Here is a 20,814-nt window from a genome sequence, read left to right as displayed (position 1 = left end):
GCCGTCGTCGGGTCGGTCGGGGCAAGCGCCTCACGGATCTGGCCTTGGGCGTCACCCAACGGCTTCTGGCCCAGCCGCTCCGCATGATCGAGGAGGAGCCGGTAAACACCTTCGTCACCTTGGCTCGCCGTGGCAACGAGGTTGCGCCAAAGCCGTTGGAGGGGGATCGCTTTTTCTGCGGCAAGCGCCTCCGCGGCCGCGAGCGCCTCGCCCAGGCGTTGCGTCAGGTGCTCCCGCGCGAGCGCGGGAGCGTGGTCACCGCGCCAGTCGATTCGGGACACGAGCAGCCGCAGGTCGTCGGCGGTGACTTTGGCGTGGCGGGTAAAGCCAGCGAGCTCGTCGCGAAAGGTGTCTTCGATGAGCATCTTGAAGAAAGGGGGCGCGAGACCGGCTACTGACGATTGATCCGCTCAGCGAAAGACCGAACGGAAAGCCCGCGTGTACGATCCGGCCGGCGGCTCGTCCGCCCAGGCCCGGATCGTACGAGCGGGCTTTCCGGCGGTCTCGCGGATAATGGTCTGCCCTTGTGCAGCCTAGGCGAAACACCGAGTCGAACCTAGTCTGTCTCGCGCCTGAAAACGTTGGTGAAAGAGTATGCTTGCCAAGGACGTTGTACCAGTGACAGCGTAGTGGCTTCCAGCATCCGCAGCGCGACTTTGCGCGCCAGGCGCTTGACCCAAGCCGCCAAGATGGCGGCTGAATGGGCCAGCGTCGTCGGCATTACACCGCATCCAACAGAGCCGGCACCCGATCCACCCGTTCCCAGGTGAACTCCGGCTCCTCACGGCCGAAGTAACCGAACGTCGCCGCCTTGCGGTAGATGGGCCGCCCAAGATCCAGATGCACAAATATGCCCCAGGGGGTCAACGGGAACACCTCGCGGAGGCCCTGTTCGATGCGCTCCTCGGGAACCAGCCCTGTTTCGTGCGTATCGCCTCACGCAGGGCCGCGATGCGCTCGGCGTCAGCCGCGAGGCGCCGCGCCGCAATCTCGCAGGCACACCCCAGCCCAACGATGCCCGGCACGTTCGTGGTACCGGGCCGCCGGCCCCGCTCCTGTCCGGCGCCGGCCAGCGGGCTCGGCCGCTCGCAGCCGCGTCGCAGGTAGGGGGCGCCGATGCCCTTGGGGGCGTAGAGCTTGTGCCCGGCGATGGACATCGCATCGGCGCCGATGGCCCGGACATCCAGTGGTATCTTGCCGAGGGACCGGGCCGCGTCCAGGTGAATCGCTACCTCGCGCCGGCGGACGGCCGCGGCGAGCCGGGCCATGGGCTGGACGGTGCCGATCTCGTTCTGGGCATGGAGGATCGTCACCAGGGCCGCGTCATCGTCGATGACGGCGACGGCCTCGTCCAGCCGCGGCAGCCCAGTCCGCGTTACCGGCACGCGCCGGACCTCGAGGCCGCGGCCGGCGAGCCGGCCGCAGGGCATGTCGGTGGCCGGATGCTCCACCGTGCTCGTGACGATGCGCCGGCGCCCCGCGGGGGGCGCCCCGGCGAAACCGAGGATCGCGTAATTGCTGGCCTCCGCGCCACCGCTGGTGAAGATGATCTCGTTGGCATCGGCACCAATCAGCGCCGCGACCTGCGCGCGCGCCTACTCGATGGCATCCCGGGCGCGGCGACCCAGCGCCGTTGCCGATGACGGATTGCCGAATCCGCTTCGCAAGAACGGCAGCATCGCGTCCAGGACATCCGGAGCGACCGGCGTCGTGCCATTGTGATCGAGATAGACCAGTGTTGGTGCCGGCGGCGGGGGCAAGGTTCGCTCCCGGTTTCGGGCTGCACTGGGACACGCACATCGCAGAAAAGCAACGCTCTCGCTCGCACAAAGGCGCTCGCAGTTCGCCGCGGCAATGTACCCTTGATGCCAGTCCGGGGTGGAAGCATAGCTCGCGATACACAACATTTCGTCATCAGGCGGAAGTGGACAACCCGTGAGCTATTGGCAGCGGCCCCGGACTGACCGCGCCCACACGGGTTACGGCCTGCATCTCGCGGCACGGCATGCACGCTCCGCGGGCGGAACCGGCCGCCATCGATAGACCGGCGCTGAACGCCGGCGTTCACCAGAGGCAGGAGGAGTAACAGATGTCGAATCCCGGAACGGGAGAAGGGGCTCGTGCCAGTGTCCCCGCGGGGGCAGCTGACGCGCCGGAGCTCCTGGTGCTGGTCGCCGACCCCGAGGCCACCCGCGGCAGCTTCATCGGCCATGCATTGCGCCGGCGCTTTTCGCCCGTGCTGACGGCGCTGTCGGTGGTGGAGGCCGCAGATGTTGCGGCGCGGGAAGCCGACCGGCACCGGATCATCATCGCCGCATCACCCGAGCCGGCCGATCTGGATCTGCTCGGCAGCCTGCGCGACGCCCAGCCTGCCCTTGACTTCATCGTCATCGCCGAAGCCCCCGACATGGACGCCGCCGTGGCCGCGCTGCGCGCCGGCGCCGCCGATTTCCTCGTCCGGCCCTGCGGCATCGATCAGCTGGAGCGGGCGGTTGAGCGCGTGCTGGCGCGCCGGGCCGCAGCAACGCCGGGTCCGCCGATCGCGCGCCCCGTCCGGCGGACCTCGGCGGGTCCGGCAGAGCCCGCGCAGGATGCCGCGGCGGGCCTCGTCGGCGAGTGCAAGCCGGTGAAGGCGCTCTGCAGGATCATCGACCGGGTCGCACCGATGCGGTCCACGGTGCTGATCAAGGGCGAGTCCGGCACGGGCAAGGAGCTCGCCGCGCAGGCGATCCACGAGCGCAGCGGGCGGCAGGGCGAATTCGTGCCCATCAACTGCGGCGCCGTGTCCGCGGAGCTGCTGGAGAGCGAACTGTTCGGTCATGTGAAGGGCGCCTTCACTGGCGCCCATCAGGCCCGCGACGGCCTGTTCAGCCATGCCCACGGCGGCACCCTGTTCCTGGACGAAATCGGCGAGATGCCGCTCGGCCTGCAGGCGAAGCTGCTGCGGGTGCTGGAGGAGCGGCGCATCCGCCCAGTCGGCGGCAATGCGCAGGTGACCGTGGACGCGCGCATCGTCGCCGCGACCAACCGCGATCTCGCCGCCGAGGTCCGCGCCGGACGATTCCGCGAGGACCTTTACTATCGGCTGAACGTGCTGGAGGTGCGGCTGCCGCCGCTGCGCGAGCGCCGCGACGACATCCCGGCGCTGACCCGCTTCTTTATCGGGACCCTGTCCGCGGAGCTGGGAGTCGCACCGCCGGCGTTGGACGACGAGGACTTGGCGCTGCTTTGCGCCCATCCTTGGCCCGGCAACGTGCGCGAGCTGCGCAACGTCGTCGAACGCTGCCTGCTGCTGGGGCAGCGGCCGCGGGACCATCTGCACAGCCTCGGCCGCGCGGCGGAGGGCGACAGCGAGTTGCCGGACAGCGACGGCGACCGCAGCCTGGCGGCGGCCGAGCGCCGGCACATCCTGCGGGTGCTGGGCGAGGCCAATGGCGACCGCAACCTCGCCGCCTCGATGCTCGGCGTCTCGCGCAAGACCGTGGAGCGCAAGCTCAGGCAGTGGGCGCAGCGGGCGGAACCGGGCCAGGAATAGGTCCGCCCGCGTTGTGGTGGACTGCGCTGCGGCAGTAGGACCGGGCGCAAGGAAGATGGCGGAAAGGAGTGGGAGTCGAACCCACCCGGGAGCGTCTGACACCCCCAACCGGGTTTGAAGCCCGGCCGCCCCACCGGAGGCGATTCCTTTCCAGATGACATGCGGGTCCAGATGACCTGCGGGCCACCCCGCCTGGGGCGGCCGGGCGCACCACGCTTTAGCTGCCGCGACGCTAGCTCAAGGGCGCCGACCGTGCCAGCGGGCTGTCCGCGCGCAGCCGATGGACATCGCGCACTCGCCGGGTCAGGCCGACGCGGTCGAAATACTCCAGGATCTGGATGCAGCGCTTGCGGCCGAGGCCGGTGCGGTCACGAAAGCTCGCGGCCCTGGCGCCGCCCTGCTCCGCCTCCAGCTCCCGGACCGTCGCCACCAGCCGCGCCAGCGCCTCGGGCACGAAGAACAGGTCGCGCACGATCTGGAACAACTGCCCCTGTCCGGCCATCCGGCGCAGCAGCGCGCGCACCTCGGTCTCGTCCAGGTCCAGCTCGCGGGCGATGTCCCGCACCCAGGGCGGTTCCAGCGGACTGGCCCGCAGCAGCGGCAGGATGAGCTCGGCCACGGCCTGCTCGGCAGCGCTGAGCGACAGGTCGTGCCCCGGCAGGTGCAGCCAGGCCCCGGTGCGCTTGACCGCTGCGCGGCCGATCAGGTCGTCCACCAGGGCGTCGAACAGCGGCAGCGGCGACTTCGGTAGCCACATGCGCCGCGCGCGGGCAGCGTCGGGACCCAGCTCCTCCGGCGCACGCTCGTGGTAGACCGCAAGCCCCTCCGTCAGACGCCGCCCGACGCCCTGCCACGCGGATTCTGCCACAGCGTAGTCGTGCCTGGCAGTCTGGATGCGGCGGCAGTCGCCCGGCAATTCGTTGCCGAGACGCGGCCTGTTCCAGGCTACCGCGAGCTGTTGCAGGTCCAATCCCCAGGCCGCGAGGTCGATGACTCCGGCGAGGCGCCCGGCCACGGACGGGGTTTCCAACACCGCGAGCATGGCCAGCCGCTCCGGCGTGCGCCGCTTGCGGGTCGGCGCGAAGATGTCGAGCACCCGCCCACCGCCGAGCGTATACCGGGCCTCGACGTCGCGGATCACGAAACGGTCGCCGTAGAGCGCACCGATGGGTCGATCCGGCACCACCTGCACCAGCGCGGAGGCGCCGGGCGCGAGGCTGTCTCCTTCCAGCAGTACCAGGCGCGCCATGCCGCGGGCGGCACCGAGGTGCAGGTGTACCGGCGCCCACTGCCGCAGCGGCTGCGGGGCCTGCGCGGATAGCCAGACTCGTGCATCGAGGCGGTCGACGGGGACGCAGAGCCGCTCCGCGACGATCCAGTCGCCCCGTGCCACCGCCGTCTTGTCCGTGCCGGCCAGGTTCAGCGCGCAACGCTGGCCCGCGCGGCCCGCCTGCGCCGGCCGGTTCTGCGCGTGCAGCCCCCGCACCCGTACGCGCCGGCCACCGGGGCAGACCGTCAGCGTCGCACCGACCTCGACGGACCCGGAGAACACGGTCCCAGTGACCACGGTGCCTGCGCCCTGCAACGTGAAGCTGCGGTCCACGGCAAGGCGGAAGTCGCCGTCCGTGTCGCGCTCGGGAAGCGTCATCGCCGCATCGAACAGGTGCGCCCGCAGCGCCTCGACGCCGTCGCCGGTCTGCGCCGAGAGTGGGAACACCGGAATGCCGGCGAGCGCGGTGCCCGACAGCAGGGCGCCGACGTCGGCGGCGACCGCATCGACGCGGGCGGGGTCCACGCGGTCGATCTTGGTGAGCGCCAGCGCGCCCCGCTCGATGCCGAGCAGGTCGACGATGCCCAGGTGCTCGCGGGTTTGGGGCATCACGCCGTCGTCGGCGGCCACGACGAGCAGCAGGAAATCAATGCCGCCGGCGCCGGCAAGCATGGTGTGGATCAGCCGCTCGTGCCCGGGGACGTCGATGAAGCCGAGCACGTCGCCGTTGGGTAGATCCTGGTAGGCGTAGCCGAGCTCGATGCTGATGCCGCGGGTCTTCTCCTCTTTCAGCCGGTCGGTCTCGACGCCGGTCAGCGCGCGGACCAGCGCGGTCTTGCCGTGGTCGATGTGACCGGCCGTGCCGATGATCATGCCGGCCACCTCGGCCGCCGCGGCGCAGCGACGCCCGGGGCGGGATCGCGGGCGGGCTGCTGGGGGCGCCGGCGCGCCGGGTTGCGAGCCAGTGGCATCAGGCCGTCAGCTCGCGGGAGCGGAGCTGATAGCGGAAGCTCGCCGGGTCGAGGGGATCCAGCCGCTCGCCGTTCACCTCCGCCTGCGGGTACATCAGGTACGGCAGCGCGGCGCCTTCGGAGCCCGGCAGCGCCAAGTCATGGGCGTCGTTGTAGGCGAGCCAGTTCATCTCCCTCAGGTTGCGGGTCTCCAGCATGAAACGGATGTCGCCGAGGCCGCAGCCGCGGACGGCCGGATCGCGGAACGTGTTCTCGACGACCCCGTCGTAGATGGCGCGGGCCTTGGCGAGGTCGCCGTCGCGGTCGGCGGTGATGCGCCGGGCGGTCTCACGGACGCGGCTCGTGAGCTCGAACAGCCGCCAGCCGGGCTCGTCGTGGGATAGGGAAGCCGGAGGGGCCGCGGACGCGAGCGCGGACGTGGCACCAACAGGCAACATCGCGGCGCCGGCAAGGGCGGCGCTGGACTTCAGGAAGGCTCGGCGTGGCATCGGTGGTCTCCATGAAGGGTCGAATGCGTCGGATGCGCGGCACGCGCGACACCGCCGAATCACCTCTGCATGAAGGCGTATCCAGCGAGGCGGCCCGACACGGAGCACGCCTTGCGCCCGGCAGCCGCGGCGGCCGCCGGGTCAGTGGTCGGTCAGCGCTGACAACTGACGGACGAAGTTGTCTTCCCGCTCGACCGGGAGGCAGCGCAGGTCGAGCCGCATCGCGCCGTCGGCGATGCGGCCGATGACCGGCGTCGGCAGGTCCCGCAGCGCCGCCTGCAACCGTTTCAGTCCGGCCCCACGCCGGCGGGTGGGCGTGATCACCAGTGCGTGGCTCGGCAGCCGGTCCACCGGCAGCGAGCCGCTGCCGATCTGCGACAGGGTCGGCTCCACCGTGACCTGCACCGGCCAGTGCGCCAGCGCCCGACCCAGCGGCTCGGCGAGCCGCAGGGCCTGGGCGCGAATGTCACGGTCCGAACGGGTCAGCAACCGCAGCGCGGTCAGCCGCTCGGCCAGACGGTCCGGATCGCGGTACAACCGCAGCACCGCCTCCAACGCGGCTAGCGTGAGCTTGCCGACCCGCAGTGCCCGCTTCAGCGGGTTCTTCTTGATGCGCTGGATTAGTGCCGCGCGACCGACGAGGATACCGGCCTGCGGGCCGCCGAGCAGCTTGTCGCCACTGAAGGTCACAAGGTCAGCGCCGGCGCCCAAGGACTCCCGCGGTGTCGGTTCATGCGGCAGGCCATAGCGCTCCAGGTCCACCAGCGTGCCGCTGCCGAGATCGACGACGAAGGGCACGCCCGCGCGCCGCGCCAGGGCGCCGAGCTCCGGCTCCGGCACGGACTTGGTGAAGCCCTCGATCGCGTAGTTGCTCGTGTGCACCTTCATCAGCAGCGCCGTGCGCGGGCCAATGGCCTCTTCGAAGTCCTTCAGGTGCGTGCGGTTCGTCGTGCCGACCTCGCGCAGCTTGGCGCCGGCGCGGCGCATGATGTCCGGCACGCGGAAGGCGCCGCCGATCTCGACGAGCTCGCCGCGGCAGACCAGCACCTCCCTGCGCAACGCCAGCGCGTTCAGCAGCAGGACGACCGCGGCGGCGTTGTTGTTGACGACGCTGGCCGCCTCGGCGCCGGTCAGCTCGCAAAGCAGGCCCTCGACGATGTCGTCGCGGTCTCCGCGGCCGCCGGTCGCAAGGTCGTACTCCAGCGCGCAGGGGCTGCGCGCGGCATCCACCAGCGCGGCGATGGCTTCCTCGGGCAGTGTGGCCCGGCCCAGGTTCGTGTGCAACACCGTGCCAGTAAGGTTGAAAACCGGGCACAGGCGCGGTGCGTCCCGTTCCGCCAGCGTGCTCGCCAGCCGGTCGATCAGCGCGGACTCGGCGAGCTGCCGTGGGGCCAGGCTGCCATCGGCTGCCGCCTGGCGCAGCGTGGAAAGAATCTCGCGCACCGCGTCGGTGACCTGCGCGCGGCCGTGCCCTTCGATCAGCACCGCGACGCCCGGCCAACCCAAGACGCGGTCCACCGAGGGCAGGAGCGCGAACAGGTTGGACGCGGCCTGCGCCGCGGGCCCGGCACCGGCCGTGTCCTGATCAGCAACAGTCTGCACCGGCTTGTTCAACGACGTTTACACAAGTATTGGTTACATTGCGGGCCGCGGCCGTAGGATGGATAAGCGCAGCGTAGTCCACCTTCGCCAGGACCCCGCATCACGCCCTGATGGTGGATTTGGCTTCGCTCATCCAACCTAACAGCGTCCGCCGCTTGATCTCAATGGGCCTCGCGTGGCGCCGGGGCCGCTTGCAGGAGCATCAGGTTGACGCCGCTGCGGGCATAGCCCTCGTCGCTCATGAGCCAATCCAGGGCGAGCGATCCCAGATCGTCGGCCGTCGGGTCCAGCTCCGGCAGCAAGTTACGGTAGAGCACCTTCAGGTAGCTATGACAGTCGGGGCAGGATTCAGCGCGGATTGCGGACTTGGGATTCTCCACCGCGTGATAGCCGAGGTCGCGGGTGTTTGCGCAGTTGCTGCACTTGACCCGCTCCAGGTACCAGTGCGACGCGCAGAGCGAGCAGACCAGGTAACGCAGCGCGTCGTCGGTGCCGCCCATGTGGACGACGGAGGCGACCGGATGCGCGCCGCAGACCGGGCAGAGCCGCGGCGGATCGGGGCGGGCGACGCCCGTGGGATCGAATCCCCGCGCGAGCCGCACCCAGTAGACCTGCAACGCGGCGCCGATGATGGTCGACGCGGCGATATCCACGCGCGCCAGGTCGAGCGCCAGCAGCGCCGATGCCTGGTCCTCTAGCCAGTCGTCGCTGCTGCCGGCGATGCGATCCATGACGGCCTGCGCCTGCGCCGGTGCATCTCCGGCAACTTCGGTCGCCAGGGTTCTGGCCAGCCCACGCCAGACCGGGTCCCGCGGCCAGCCGTCGATGGCGAGCGGCGGCAGCCCGTGCTCGCGGCGCCGCTCGATGTGACGCGACGCCGCTTCCGGCAGGTCCGAGAGGCCTTCCAGCAGCGACTGCTGGCAATCGGCGATGGCCGCGATGAAGCCCAAGTAGGCCGCGAGGCTGTGGTCGGGCGCAATGCGCCGCAGGCGCCCGGCGCGGGCACGGAACAGGTCCGCCGCCGGCGGGTGCAGTTGCGGGATGGCCGACGAGAAGGCCTCGATCTCGCCGGGCTGGAGGATCTTAGGGGCCGACATCAGGACTTGGTCACCTCCTCGTACCAGTTGCGATGGTGCTGCCTCGCCCAAGCGCGGGTGACGGTGCCGTACCACATGGAGCGAATGGTGCCCTTCACCCAGATGGCAGCATAGACGTGCACGAAAATGAGGCAGATCATCACCACCGCCGCGGCGGAATGGATGACGGCCGCCCAGCGCCGCGCCTCGACCGAGAAGTCGAAATAGACTTGCCAGAGCAGGATCCCCGACGGGATCAGCAGCAGCATGCACAGCGCCAACAGCCAGAACAAGAGTTTCTGGCCGCCGTTGTACTTGCCCTGCGCCGGCATGGTCTCATCACTGCCATCCACCATCTCGCCGATGCGTCCGATCCATTGCCAGTCGATGCGCCGCATCAGGTTATTCTTCAGGAAGCGGAAGAACATGAAGACGAAGAATACCGCCATCAGCACGCCGAGAAACGGATGCAGGATGCGCGTCCAGGTCGGGCCGCCGAACAGCATCGTGAACGGGAAGAAGGCCGGGTGGAACAGCGCCAGGCCGGAGACGCCGAGCAGGATGAAGCTGATGCCGACGATCCAATGGTTGATCCGCTCTCCGGCCGTGTAGCGCACGAGGTCTCTGGGGTCGCGTTTCATACCTGTTGCTCCTCTTTCGCCTTGCGCTCTTCGTCTTCTTCAATCTCCTTCGAGACCGCGTTGGGGCCGCGGGTGATGTAGTGGAACAGGGCGGTCAGGCCCACCGCCGCCATTACGCCGATGGCGACCGGCTTCGCCACGCCCTTCCAAAGCTCGACCAGCGGGCTGATGGTCGGGTCCTGGGGCAGGCCGTAGAGCTCCGGGCGGTCCGCATGCTGCAACACGTACATGACGTGCGTGCCGCCGACGCCGGGCGGGTCATAGAGCGCGGCGTTCTTGAAGCCGCGCCCTTGCAGATCCCTCACTCGATCGACGGCGTAGTCGATCATGTCCGGCTTGCTGCCGAAGGTGATGGCGCCGGTGGGGCAGGTCTTCACACAGGCGGGCTCCAGGCCCACCGCGACCCGGTCCGAGCACAACGAGCACTTGTACGCCTTGTGATCCGTCTGCGAGATGCGCGGGATGTCGAACGGACAGCCGGTGATGCAGTAGCCACAGCCGATGCAGTGCTCCTGGTTGAAGTCGACGATGCCGTTGCTGTATTTGACGATGGCGCCTGGCGATGGGCAGGCGGCGAGACAGCCCGGGTCCGCGCAGTGCATGCAGCCGTCCTTGCGGATCAGCCATTCCAGGCGGTTCGGCTCCGGCTCCACCTCGTAAAACCGCATCAGGGTCCAGGACTTGGCGTCCAGGTCCGGCGGGTTCTGGTAACTGCCGGTGTTCTCGCCGACGACATCGCGCAGGTCGTTCCACTCCATGCAGGCCACCTGGCAGGCCTTGCAGCCGATGCACTTGGAGATGTCAATCAGCTTGGCGACGTCGGGATAGTCCCGTACGCCCGGCGACGGCGTGGTGGTGGCGGAGCGGGCTTGGATGTCGAGTGATGCCATGCTTGCCTCCTACGCCTGCGCCGTGGGCACGATCTTCTCGACGTTCACCAGGAACGCCTTGAACTCGGGCGTCTGCGCATTGGCGTCGCCGACGAACGGGGTCAGCCGATTCGCCAGGAAGCCCTTCTGCGCCACCCCGATGAAGCCCCAGTGGATGGGAATGCCCACCGTGTGCACCTTGCGCCCGTCCACGTCGAGCTGCTTCAGGCGCTTCGTGACCACCGCCACCGCGCGGATGTAGCCGCGGTTCGACATCACCTTGACCTGATCGCCGTCCTTGATGCCCTTCTCGGCGGCCAGCTCCTGGCCCAGCTCGACGAACTGGGACGGCTGCAGGATACTGTTGGCGAGCACGTTCTTGGTCCAGTAGTGGTAGTGCTCTGTGAGCCGGTAGGTGGTTGCGACGTAAGGGAACTTGTCCGCTGTCCCGAGCTGCTCGCGGTCGTATGCGAAGATCCGCGTCGCCGGGTTGTTCAGCGCGAGCGGGTTGTCCGGGTGCATCGGGTTGGCGGGCAACGGCGTCTCGAATGGCTCGTAGTGCTCCGGCAGCGGCCCTTCGGCCATGCTCTTCAGCGCGAACAAATGGCCGACGCCGTCCGGGTGCATGATGAAGGGGCCGACGTCTTCCGCTGGCGCCGCGGTCGCCTTGATGTCCGGCACGTCGTTGCCGACCCACTTGCTGCCGTTCCAGTGAATGGTCGCCCGGGTCGGGTCCCAGGGCCGCCCCTGCATGTCGCAGTTGGCACGGTTGTAGAGCACGCGCCGGTTCGCCGGCCACGCATAGCCCCAGTCCGGGTAGAAGCCGAGGCCGGACGGGTCCGAGGTGTCGCGCCGCGCCATCAGGTTGCCGCCCTCGGACCAAGCCCCGCAGTAGAGCCAGTTGCCGCAGGCGGTGCTGCCGTCGGCGCGCAGCTGACCGAAGCCGCTCAGCTGCTCGCCGGCCTTGGCGAGGATCACGGGCGGGTCACCGGCGTCGGCGACATCCGCGAGCGCGCGGCCGGAGAACTCCTTCGCCAGGTCCTCGGGGGCGGGCTCCATCGGGTGACCGTATTCCCAGCTCAGGTTGACGACGGGCTCCGGGAAGGTGCCGCCTTCGTCCTCGTACAGCCGGCGCAGCGTGTAGAAGATGCCGGCAATGATGTCCGTGTCCGGCTTCGCCTCGCCCGGTGGGTCGGCCGCCTTCCAGTGCCATTGCAACACCCGGCCGGAGTTGGTGTAGGAGCCGGTCTCCTCGGCGAAGCAGGTGGACGGCAGCCGGAACACCTCGGTCTGGATCTCCGACGGGGACGCCTCGTTGTAGTCGCCCATGTCGGCCCAGAACTCGGAGGTCTCCGTCGCCAGCGGGTCGATCACGACCAGGTACTTCAGCTTCGACAACCCCTCACGGACCTTCTGTACGCAGGGCACCGCGGCCAGCGGGTTGAAGCCCTGGCTGATGAAGCCGTTCATCTGACCCTGGTACATGCGCTCGAACATGTGCAGCACGTCGTACGGCTGATCCAGCTTGGGGAACCAGTCATAACGGAAGTTGTTGTACTGGTTGGCGGCGTCGCCGTAGAAGGCCTTGGACAGAGAAACCCAGAAGTTCGGGAAGTTCTGCCAGTAGCTGATCTGGTTCGGCCGCAGCGGCTTCGGCGAGCGGGCATCCAGATAGGCTTGGAAATCCTGCTCGTCGTCGCTGGCGAGCTTCATGTACCCGGGCAATACATTGGTGACCAGGTTCATGTCCGTGATGCCCTGCACATTGGAGTGCCCGCGCAGCGCATTCACGCCACCCCCCACCCGGCCGATGTTGCCGAGCAACAGCTGGATCATCGCCATGGAGCGGATGTTCTGCGAGCCGGTGGTGTGCTGCGTCCAGCCGAGCGCGTACATAATGGTCATGACTCGGTCCGGCGTGCTGGTGCTCGCGATCAGGTCGGCGACCTTCAGGAAGTCCTCCTGCGGCGTGCCGCAGACCTTGCTCACCACCTCCGGCGTGTAGCGGCTGTAATGGCGCTTTATCAACTGCAGCACGCAACGCGGGTGCTGCATGCTATCGTCGATCTGGACGTAACCGTCCTCGCCGAGCTGATAGTCCCAGGTATCGCGGTCGTACTTGCGCGTGTCCGCGTTATAGCCGGTGAAAAGGCCGTCCTCGAAGCCGAAGTCCGGTCGCACCAGGTAGGCCGCATTGGTAAAGTTGCGGACATACTCGTGGTGGATCTTGTCGTTGCTCAGCATGTAGTTGATGACGCCGCCGAGGAAGGCGATGTCGGAGCCCGAGCGGATCGGCGCGTAGACGTCCGCCACCGCCGCGGAGCGATTGAAGCGCGGGTCGACGACGATCAGTGTCGCACCGCGATGCTGCTTCGCTTCGGTCACCCACTTGAAGCCGCAAGGATGGGCCTCGGCGGCATTGCCGCCCATGATGATGATGACATCCGCGTTCTTGATATCGACCCAATGGTTGGTCATGGCACCGCGGCCGAACGTCGGGGCAAGACTTGCCACCGTCGGCGCGTGTCAGATCCTCGCCTGGGTGTCGAGCGATACGATGCCCAGACTGCGGGCCATCTTCACCGTGAGCCAGCCTGTCTCGTTGCTCGCAGCGCTGCTCGCGAGCATGCCGGTCGTGAGCCAGCGGTTCACGGTCTGTCCGGATTCATTCCGGCGGATGAAGTTGGCGTCGCGGTCGTCCTTCATGTGTCGCGCGATGCGCGTGAAGGCCTCGTCCCAGGAGATGCGCTGCCACTCGCTGGAGCCTGCCGCGCGGTACTCCGGGTGGCGCAGCCGGTTCTCGCTGTGCACGAAGTCCAGCAGCCCGGCACCCTTCGGGCACAGCGTGCCGCGGTTGACCGGATGGTCCGGATCACCCTCGATGTGGATGATCTCCGAGCGGGCATTCTTCGCCCGGTCGCCGAGGCTGTAGACGATCAGCCCACAGCTCACCGAGCAGTAGGGACAGGTGCTGCGGGTCTCCGTAGTGTGGGCCAGCTTGAAGGTCCTGACCTCCGCCAGCGCTTCCGCGGGCGAGAAGCCCAGCATCGCCAGGCTCGTCGAGCCCGCGCCGGCGGCGCAGACCTTGAAGAAGTGTCGTCGGGAAAGCTCCACCGGTTCCTCCAATCTGATGTTTTGGATCGGTATTGGATCGGGATATTCGGAACCCGACGCAGAGCAATCCTTGCGCCAGGATGCCATATCCTTGTCTGGCCTACCAAAACCAGGAGGCTGACGCTGCCGCCCTGGACATTTTGTCCCGTGTCACGGCTTCTGTGGGGCTGCGGCAGGTCAAAATGTCCGCGCAGCAAGCCCGGATCCAGCACCCCGCACGAGGCGTCATCCCCTATGCAGGAGGTGCATCCGCGGGTGGCGGGAGCCCGCCGCGCGGCGGAACCCAGGGGCAATGGCGGACTGCACTGGACCTGTCCACCCTGCGCGACGACCGAGGACGCGGACGCGTCCCGCGGCCGGCCCCCTTGACCCCATATCGAACGCGAGTGCTATCCTCGACCCACGTCCCGATCTGCGCCAACAACGCGCGCAACACGCAGGAGACTTCCACGGACATCAAACTGACCCAGCTCGCCGCCTGCGCCGGTTGAGCAGCCAAGCTCGGCCCCGCCGAGTTGTCGCAGGTCCTGCGCGAGCTGCCGCCGATCAGGCATCCTGACATCGTCGTCGGGCTCGATAATCCGGACGACTGCGGCGTCGTGCGCGTCGCCGACGACCTCGCCGTCGTCACCACCGTGGATGTGTTCACGCCGGTCGTCGATGATCCCTACGACTACGGCCGCATCGCGGCCATCAACAGCCTGTCGGACATCTTCGCGATGGGCGCACGGCCGGTCTCGGCGTTGTCCATCGCCGGCTTCCCGCAAAGCACGCTGCCGCTGACGGTCCTGACGGCGATCCAGACGGGGCTGGTGGACGCGGCCGCCGCCTGCGGCGTACCGGTGGTGGGGGGGCACACGGTCAAGAACCCGGAGCCGCTATTCGGCTTAGCCGTCACCGGTGTCGGACATCCAGACCGGCTGGTGCTGAAGGGCGGCGCGCAGCCGGGCGACGTGCTGGTGCTGACCAAGCCCCTCGGCATCGGCGTCATGACCACGGGCATCAAGAACAACCGCCTCGGCGCCGACGGCATTAGGCGGGTCACCGACCTGATGCTCGCACCGAACCAACGCGCGGCCGAGGTCATGCTCGCCCACGGCGCCCACGCAGCGACGGACGTGACCGGCTTCGGCCTGCTGGGACATGCGGCGGAAATGGCCCGCGGGGCAGGCCTGACCGCACGCCTGCACTGGCCGGCCATCCCGGTGCTGGACGAGGCCCGCCCGTTGGCCAAGGCTGACCTCTTTCCGGGCGGCGCGCGAGCCAATCTGACGGCCTACGCCGCGGACATCGATCTGGACCCGGCCCTGATGGACTGGCAGACGCTGCTGATCGCCGACCCGCAGACCTCCGGCGGCCTGTTGATCGCGTTCCCGCCGGAACGCCTGGAGGCCGCGCTGGCAGCGTTCGCCGTCGCCGATGTCGCCGCTCGGCCCGTGGGCCGCCTACTGGACCGGCAGGGCGTCAGCATCATGCTCACCGCCGGCGACATCGACGCCTAGCCCGGGCAGGCCGTTGACATGTGGCCGCTTCCGCCGGCGCCGCGACCGCGATGGCTCGTGCTGCTTGCCTCAGCCGCCGTCCTTACGGCGCTGCCGGCCATGGCGCACGCGGCCCCGAGCTTGGACCAGGCCCCTGATCCGACACAGGCGGCGGCCGGCATCGTCGAGGCGACGAATGCCTTTCGCCAGCAACAGGACCGGGAACCATTGCAGGTGGACCCGCGGCTCGCGAAGGCGGCGGCTGACTTTGCCAGATTCATGGCGCGCACCGGCCGCTTCGGTCACCGAGCGGGCGGCAGCACGCCTGCGGAGCGCGTCAGGGCCGCTGGCTACGACTTTTGCGCCATCGCGGAGAACATCGCCTTTCAATTCAGCTCCGCCGGCTTCACCACCGAGGGGCTGAGCGAGGCGTTCACCCAAGGCTGGAAGACTTCAGCCGAGCACCGGCGCAACATGCTGCTAGCGTCGCTCACCGAGACCGGCGTCGGCGTCGCCCAAGGCACGGACAGCGGTCGCTGGTACGCGGTACAGATCTTCGGACGCCCCGAGTCCCTGCGCCGCTCGTTCAGCATCCGCAATGCGGCAGACGTCCCCATCACCTACCGCGTCGGAGAGGATCGCTACCGGCTTCCACCACGCTATACCCGCACCCATTACACCTGCGAGCCCGCGGAGTTACGCGTCCAATGGCCGCACGAGCAAGGCGGCGAGCGCCTGACGCCGGACGATGGCGCCGCGCTACGGATCGAGCGCGGCGGTGGCGGTGAGCTGCGATTGCGCGGGCGGTGAGCCGCGCGAGCGCGGGCACATAGTGGGAATTCAGAGGTGGCGCGCGAGTAAATCCACCGTCAACCGGCGCTCAGAGCGCTATGACCAACGTTCTGTCAATCGCCGCTCTAACTCTGTCAATCCCCGCGCCATTTGTCGCGGGCACGGTTGCCGGCACCACCTCGCCTCAGTCCGAATCGAGAGGCCCGGAAACGGCATCCCTTGAGCGGCAAGCACATCAGGCGCAGCAGCTGATCCGGCGTGGGACCCGGCCGGGGGTGGCGATGCGGGACGATTTCGAGCCCGCGATGGTTTATCAGCGCGAACAGGGTTGTCAATTCCCCAAGATTAGAGCCACGGCGAGCGAAGGCTAAGTGCGGTAGTCGCCGTTGTGGTTCACAGCGCCTGTCAAGCACCGGTTGTACATAACCGGACGCAAGCGTCGTCCCTCTTCTGCTTCAGTCCAGTTCCTGGCCCGCTGCGTGGGCAACACCTGCCGCGAGCCACGCAATCCGGACCGTGCTGAGTGGTCTGATCGCTCGGCCGCGGACCTCCGGGGGGTTGACTCATGAGGCGATGCGCGGATAGTTGCTGATTCCCTTGTTGCGTCAGCATCGCTACCTGTAGAACCACGACCATGACAGCCAAGCACCTGATTTTCGCCACGCTCGCGGCTGCAAGCACCTTCCTGTCCGGACCAGTTGTGGCGCAGACAGCAGCGGAGGAAGCCGCTGCGGCGGAGGCGAACATGCGCGAGAAGATTAACGCTGCCACCGCGGCAGACGACAAGTTCCATGCGAATCGCACCGAAGCGAACATGCGTGCCCGCGATCAGGCCGAGGCGGAAGCCGCGGCGGCGATTCAGGCGGCCCATCAGAAAATGGACGAGGCGCAAGCGGTCGAGGAGAGCGAGGCGTCGCGCAGATAGCGACCGCGGGCTTCGCCGACGTCCCACGGCAAAGCCAAGCAACCAATGCAGCGAACAATCGCAGGGCCTAGTTCGATGACGTGATCGCGTATCCACGCTCGGAGCGCTCCCGGCTGAGCGCGTTGAGATGGGGCCAACAGGCCCGCCTGCAATGTCTCCCAGACAACCGCTCTGGGGCCGCGGTGCTCGTTCATGCTGATTCCTCTGTGGCTGATCGGATGACTCGCCACGGGGAAACGAGCAGAATAATGCCGGGCCGACAATCACGGCCTTACCAGTGACCTGCTGAGCGAAAAGGAACTCAGCGCAGGACGCTGACAGTACCCGGTATTGCCCGCCACCCTAGATTATGGCGCTAATGCTGTTCCCGGCATTAGCGCCGCAGCTTTGCCACCCACCTGCTCGAGCACAAAGAGGACATCCGCGTGCTCCAGTTGCTGCTTGGGCATAAGAAGCTGGAGACCGCGGCGCTGTATGCGCAGGTGGCAACGCGCACGCTCGCTGAGGTCACCAGTCCGCTGGAGTGCCTGACCCAAGAGGCAGCGCTGCCCGCCTGAGCCGACCATGCCACGGTGGGTCTCGAGGTTGCGGACATCTTCCGCGACGACGGTCCCGCTTGGCGCGAGCAACAGGCCGGACACCTGAGCCTCGGCCAGCTCAAGGTGCCAAGAAACGCGCGGCGCCCCAACAGGCCGGTGAGCTCACGTTCTTCGGCGAGCACGCCGGGCTCGGCGAGGCGCAGGCTTTCACCGCCTGGCTCGCACCGCTTGCCTCAGACCGACTGGGTGCTCTGCGCCAAGCGCCCCTTCGCGGGTCTAGAGGACGTGCTGACCTATCTGTCGCGCTGCACCCACCGCGTGGCCATCGCCAACAGCCGCCTGATCGCCGTTGATGAGCCAGGGGTCACGTTTCAGTTCAAGGATTACCGAGCCAAGGGCCGCTGTCGCTACAAGCCAATGACGCCGCCGGCGGAGGAGTTCATGCGCCGCTTCCTCTTGCATGTCCCGCCCCCAGGGTTCCACCGCATCTACCACTACGGCCTGCTGGCCAATGCCACCCGGTCCACAATCTGATGCGGGCGCGGGAGCTGCGTGCGGCCCCGCTGTCCTCGCCCATTGCCGCGCTTGTCGCCACCTGGGAGGATGTCGCGCAGGGTCGCTTGCCCGACAATGCCCGCCTTTGTCCCTGCTGCGGCGCACCCATGGTGCTTATCGAGCGCTTTGCCAGAGACCACGCGCCCCGCGTGCCACTGCCGCCCATCGGTCAGGCCGCATGAGCGCCATCACCACGAGCCATCGGGTGGCGGCCTCCCGCATGCATCGGCTCGTCGGTGCACGGGCGGCTTTGTGCCTGCGCACCAAAAGCCGGTCTTGCTCGCCGCTGCCACCCTGCGGGCGACCGCAAAAAACAGGCTTTGCGACCGCACCACCCACCGGCACAATCGGCGCCGATGCTCGTCGCGCGCTCCCACTCTGTGCCGCCGCCGCAGCGCTCAAACGATCTTACTACCAGCAGACACGCTCCCAACCTGGCGCCTGACTCCATTTCTGGTAGCACTCACCCTTGGCATCTAGCACGATTGGCACAGTGCTATAGGGCAATTGTCCATCGACCAACTGCTGCTGATTGATCCAGGTGCCCGGCCAAGGTACCACGACCTTGCGTTGCACCCGACTCTTGCCGGCCGCATTGCGCATCGGTGCGGTCTCGATGACCGGTTCCGGACCGAAAATCCACGCCGAAGGCGTCGTGCCACTCCAGCCTGCAGCCACCAGCCAAGTCTGGCTGAGCTTGGCCGCCGCATAGGGTTCAAACGGCGTGTCTTGCGGGTGCGGCACAACGAATAACTTGGGATCGATCTGCAGGGTTAAGCCGTCCAACTGGCGCGCTGGCGCCGCGATGATATCGGCCCGCTGCGCGCTCAGATGCCCAAATACCTCGGAGACAGCCAACTCCTCAGCGAGAACAAGGCCGATACGCCCAATCGCGGTCGGCACCACCACGAAATTCTTGCCCGGTTTGACCCAGTCCTGGTCGGGCGCAGGATGGGTGACGTGATACCGGGCGATGATCTTGCCCGCCGGATCGGCCAAAGCTACGGTGTGGAACGTTTGCTGGTCCTTCTCTTCTGCATAGGAACCAACCACAAAGCCTTTGCCTTTCTCGGCCAGAGAGGCCATGAACGCTTCGGACGGCCCGCCTTCAGGCTCGAGCTTCGGCATACCCTGGATCGCCTGCGGACCACTGCCGAACAACGCGGGCAATACCAGCAAGCCGCCTTCGGGCGGCGGTTCATATGCCAGGGGCTTAGCGGCGTCATCCGCGGCCTGTGCAGCCAGGATCGGATGAAAGGCCGTCGTCGAGGCATTGGCGTCGGTAGGCGCCCGGTGCAGCGCCAGCAGGCCATACAGTTCCGGGCGACGACGCGAGAGCAACGCCTCGCGCACCGGTGTGGCCAGGGACACGTCAATCTCGGCCGTGACAAATCCGTTCAGGCCGGGCTTGAAGGTCTCTGGTGGAAGCACCTCTGCCTGTGCAACCTTATTGCCGGTGGGCGTCCAGATGCTTGAGCCACCGTTGTAGTACAGCTTCTGCTCGGTTATCGGGTTTGTCTCAATGCCGTTGCGGGTCGCGGCCACCACCCAAGCGCCACTGTACTTTGAAAGGTACTGGACGTTGGCCACCGTTGAATGGTTGCCTGTGGACTGGCTCTTGGGGGTGCCCGGCATGACACGGTCCGAAGCGCTAGACCAGGCGATCACATCGACGTTGTGCAAGGCTGCCAGGCGCCCATACTGCCAGTAGGTATCGTCGTAGCAGATGAGCAACATGATGCGGCCTAGCTCCGTGTCGAACACCGGAAAGCCCAGGTTGCCTTGCGCCACCCAGCGCTGGTCCTGCGAGTTCAGCCCGTGCTTGCGGTATTTGCCGATGTAGCCTTGAGGGCCAATCAGCGCGACTGAGTTGTAGCCCAAGCCGGATTCCGCGTCCAGTTCGGCAATCCCTACCGATACGAAGACGTTGCGCTCGCGCGTGACCTTGGCAATGGCATCGGTTGTCTTGCCGGGGATCGTGTCCAGGTACTGACGCACCATGTCGAAATCATCAAAGATATAGCCGATCGTGGCCTGTTCCGGGAACACCATGAGCCGCACCCCCGAATCCGCAACTTCATTGACGGCCGCCGCAATGCGGGTGATGTTTCCGTCCAGATCACCCCATTGCGGGTCATAGGCTACCGCCGCGGCCTTGAACGGCGGCACGCCGGAATGCGCCAGCGCCACCTCGCCAACCATCAGGCTGGCAATCATGCAACTGAGAACCAACAGCTTGCCTGCCAATCGCAACATGATATACCCTCGAAAACAGAAAGTTACACACGAAAAATCACGTCAACAAACGCTCGTCAGGACCTGTCAACTCGCTGAATATACGCGTTAGTTATCTCCGTGTCTCCAAATGGGATCAGAAGGGTCGATGCTACTGCGCATGCGGCATCCCGACGGCGCCAGCGGTAGGTAAAGGTCTTCCGTCGAGCGGATAAAGGGTGGCGATGGTGCCGCATGGGATCGACGCTACCATAGAGTAACCGTTTAGTCCCCTCTCCTTGGACGCGACTGTGAAGTCACTTGCGCCGAATCAGAGCATTGGAGACGCAGGCTCGCGTCGTGCGGCAAGATTGCTCGAGGACGGGCGCGAGGATGATGACGGCGACGGCGATGGTGGCTCGGCGTCGGGCGGTGCAGCGGGTCAACAGGCCGAGCAACCGGTGCCTGGGGTGGCGTCGCGAGGGCGCAAAGGCAGCCGAAAAGGCGGCGGCAAGCCCGGGCGGCGCAAGGGTGCGCCGGGGCACAGTCGCACGCAGGTCTTGCCGATCGACGCCGAGCAGGTGCATGCGCCGGGGTGCTGCGCGGCGTGCGCCCGGGCGCTTGAGGATGGTGACGAGACGCGCGCTCACACGGCCCACTACACCTTGGACCTCATCCGCCCTGACGGCGGTGCCGGCGGGCTGGTGCTGCACCAGAGCAAGCATGTCTACCTGGAGCGGCG

Annotated in this window: 15 protein-coding genes, 1 tRNA gene and 4 pseudogenes; 7 read left to right on the top strand and 13 right to left on the bottom strand. The window is 67.5% G+C overall.

From position 1 onward, the window contains the following. The 4 genes and pseudogenes from LJE69_RS04570 to LJE69_RS04555 all read right to left on the bottom strand — a co-directional run. Positions 1-365 (bottom strand): hypothetical protein (locus LJE69_RS04570; protein ID WP_296921951.1); only part of this gene is annotated, 365 nt, incomplete at its 3' end. Positions 366-720: 355 nt separating this feature from the next. Beyond that, positions 721-876 carry a methionine adenosyltransferase domain-containing protein gene (locus LJE69_RS04565; RefSeq protein WP_296921949.1) on the bottom strand — a complete coding sequence of 52 codons (156 nt, stop codon included), beginning with the start codon at positions 874-876 and terminating at the stop codon, positions 721-723. Next, positions 864-1,583: pseudogene (locus tag LJE69_RS04560) on the bottom strand (cysteine desulfurase family protein); the annotation flags it as partial. The pseudogene LJE69_RS04560 and the gene LJE69_RS04565, both read right to left, overlap by 13 nt. A gap of 12 nt (positions 1,584-1,595) precedes the next feature. Continuing rightward, positions 1,596-1,760 carry an aminotransferase class V-fold PLP-dependent enzyme gene (locus tag LJE69_RS04555; RefSeq protein ID WP_296921947.1) on the bottom strand — a complete coding sequence of 55 codons (165 nt, stop codon included), beginning with the start codon at positions 1,758-1,760 and terminating at the stop codon, positions 1,596-1,598. Positions 1,761-2,089: 329 nt separating this feature from the next. On the opposite strand from LJE69_RS04555, the gene LJE69_RS04550 reads away from it, so the two are divergent. Then, positions 2,090-3,535 (top strand): sigma-54 dependent transcriptional regulator, encoded by a 1,446-nt coding sequence (locus LJE69_RS04550; protein WP_296921945.1) that lies wholly within the window; start codon positions 2,090-2,092, stop codon positions 3,533-3,535. A gap of 56 nt (positions 3,536-3,591) precedes the next feature. On the opposite strand, the gene LJE69_RS04545 is transcribed toward LJE69_RS04550, so the two are convergent. The 8 genes from LJE69_RS04545 to fdnG all read right to left on the bottom strand — a co-directional run bounded on the left by LJE69_RS04545 (position 3,592) and on the right by fdnG (position 13,566). Beyond that, positions 3,592-3,687: transfer RNA gene (locus LJE69_RS04545), tRNA-Sec, on the bottom strand. Between the two features lie 80 nt (positions 3,688-3,767). Further along, the gene (gene selB / locus LJE69_RS04540) at positions 3,768-5,678 is read right to left on the bottom strand and encodes a selenocysteine-specific translation elongation factor (protein WP_296921943.1); all 1,911 of its coding nucleotides are present in this window, start codon (positions 5,676-5,678) and stop codon (positions 3,768-3,770) included. A gap of 97 nt (positions 5,679-5,775) precedes the next feature. After that, entirely contained in the window at positions 5,776-6,264 is a 489-nt protein-coding gene (locus LJE69_RS04535; RefSeq protein WP_296921941.1) for a hypothetical protein, read from the bottom strand. A gap of 141 nt (positions 6,265-6,405) precedes the next feature. Next, entirely contained in the window at positions 6,406-7,866 is a 1,461-nt protein-coding gene (gene selA, locus LJE69_RS04530) for an L-seryl-tRNA(Sec) selenium transferase (protein WP_296921939.1), read from the bottom strand. Between the two features lie 161 nt (positions 7,867-8,027). Next, positions 8,028-8,963 (bottom strand): formate dehydrogenase accessory protein FdhE, encoded by a 936-nt coding sequence (gene fdhE / locus LJE69_RS04525; RefSeq protein WP_296921938.1) that lies wholly within the window; start codon positions 8,961-8,963, stop codon positions 8,028-8,030. Next, positions 8,963-9,583: a formate dehydrogenase subunit gamma gene (locus LJE69_RS04520; RefSeq protein ID WP_296921936.1), complete on the bottom strand. Its 621-nt coding sequence runs from the start codon at positions 9,581-9,583 to the stop codon at positions 8,963-8,965. The genes fdhE and LJE69_RS04520 overlap by 1 nt, the downstream gene beginning before the upstream one ends. Then, positions 9,580-10,473 (bottom strand): formate dehydrogenase subunit beta, encoded by an 894-nt coding sequence (gene fdxH, locus LJE69_RS04515; protein WP_296921934.1) that lies wholly within the window; start codon positions 10,471-10,473, stop codon positions 9,580-9,582. Before fdxH ends, LJE69_RS04520 begins: the two co-directional genes overlap by 4 nt. A 9-nt stretch (positions 10,474-10,482) precedes the next feature. Next, positions 10,483-13,566, bottom strand: coding sequence for a formate dehydrogenase-N subunit alpha (gene fdnG / locus LJE69_RS04510; protein ID WP_296921932.1), 3,084 nt, complete (start codon positions 13,564-13,566; stop codon positions 10,483-10,485). Positions 13,567-14,069: 503 nt separating this feature from the next. On the opposite strand from fdnG, the pseudogene selD reads away from it, so the two are divergent. The 5 genes and pseudogenes from selD to LJE69_RS04485 all read left to right on the top strand — a co-directional run. Next, positions 14,070-15,068: pseudogene (gene selD, locus LJE69_RS04505) on the top strand (selenide, water dikinase SelD); the annotation flags it as partial. 57 nt (positions 15,069-15,125) lie between these two features. Then, positions 15,126-15,857 (top strand): CAP domain-containing protein, encoded by a 732-nt coding sequence (locus tag LJE69_RS04500; RefSeq protein WP_296921930.1) that lies wholly within the window; start codon positions 15,126-15,128, stop codon positions 15,855-15,857. A gap of 616 nt (positions 15,858-16,473) precedes the next feature. Continuing rightward, the gene (locus LJE69_RS04495; RefSeq protein WP_296921928.1) at positions 16,474-16,764 is read left to right on the top strand and encodes a hypothetical protein; all 291 of its coding nucleotides are present in this window, start codon (positions 16,474-16,476) and stop codon (positions 16,762-16,764) included. Positions 16,765-17,153: 389 nt separating this feature from the next. Then, a pseudogene (locus tag LJE69_RS04490) lies at positions 17,154-17,321 on the top strand (integrase); the annotation flags it as partial. A 131-nt stretch (positions 17,322-17,452) separates the two neighbouring features. Next, positions 17,453-17,825: pseudogene (locus LJE69_RS04485) on the top strand (transposase); the annotation flags it as partial. Between the two features lie 444 nt (positions 17,826-18,269). Here the strand turns inward: LJE69_RS04485 and LJE69_RS04480 are convergent. Beyond that, positions 18,270-20,114 carry a carbon-nitrogen hydrolase family protein gene (locus LJE69_RS04480; protein ID WP_296921926.1) on the bottom strand — a complete coding sequence of 615 codons (1,845 nt, stop codon included), beginning with the start codon at positions 20,112-20,114 and terminating at the stop codon, positions 18,270-18,272. Between the two features lie 518 nt (positions 20,115-20,632). Here LJE69_RS04480 and LJE69_RS04475 point away from each other — a divergent pair. After that, a partial coding sequence (locus LJE69_RS04475; RefSeq protein WP_296921924.1) for a hypothetical protein occupies positions 20,633-20,814 on the top strand: 182 nt, incomplete at its 3' end.

The organism is Thiohalocapsa sp. (assembly GCF_022340605.1).
In the GTDB taxonomy this organism is placed as follows: domain Bacteria; phylum Pseudomonadota; class Gammaproteobacteria; order Chromatiales; family Chromatiaceae; genus Thiohalocapsa.
Note: the sequence above shows the minus strand (reverse complement) of the source record. Positions and strands in the feature narration are given on the sequence as shown.

What these genes read in the sequence shown, in the direction of transcription:
- LJE69_RS04550 (WP_296921945.1), top strand. Translation starts at nt 2,090, where the DNA reads ATGTCGAATCCCGGAACGGGAGAAGGGGCTCGTGCCAGTGTCCCCGCG.
- selB (WP_296921943.1), bottom strand. Translation starts at nt 5,678, where the DNA reads ATGATCATCGGCACGGCCGGTCACATCGACCACGGCAAGACCGCGCTG.
- LJE69_RS04535 (WP_296921941.1), bottom strand. Translation starts at nt 6,264, where the DNA reads ATGCCACGCCGAGCCTTCCTGAAGTCCAGCGCCGCCCTTGCCGGCGCC.
- fdhE (WP_296921938.1), bottom strand. Translation starts at nt 8,963, where the DNA reads ATGTCGGCCCCTAAGATCCTCCAGCCCGGCGAGATCGAGGCCTTCTCG.
- LJE69_RS04520 (WP_296921936.1), bottom strand. Translation starts at nt 9,583, where the DNA reads ATGAAACGCGACCCCAGAGACCTCGTGCGCTACACGGCCGGAGAGCGG.
- fdxH (WP_296921934.1), bottom strand. Translation starts at nt 10,473, where the DNA reads ATGGCATCACTCGACATCCAAGCCCGCTCCGCCACCACCACGCCGTCG.
- LJE69_RS04495 (WP_296921928.1), top strand. Translation starts at nt 16,474, where the DNA reads ATGACAGCCAAGCACCTGATTTTCGCCACGCTCGCGGCTGCAAGCACC.
- LJE69_RS04480 (WP_296921926.1), bottom strand. Translation starts at nt 20,114, where the DNA reads ATGTTGCGATTGGCAGGCAAGCTGTTGGTTCTCAGTTGCATGATTGCC.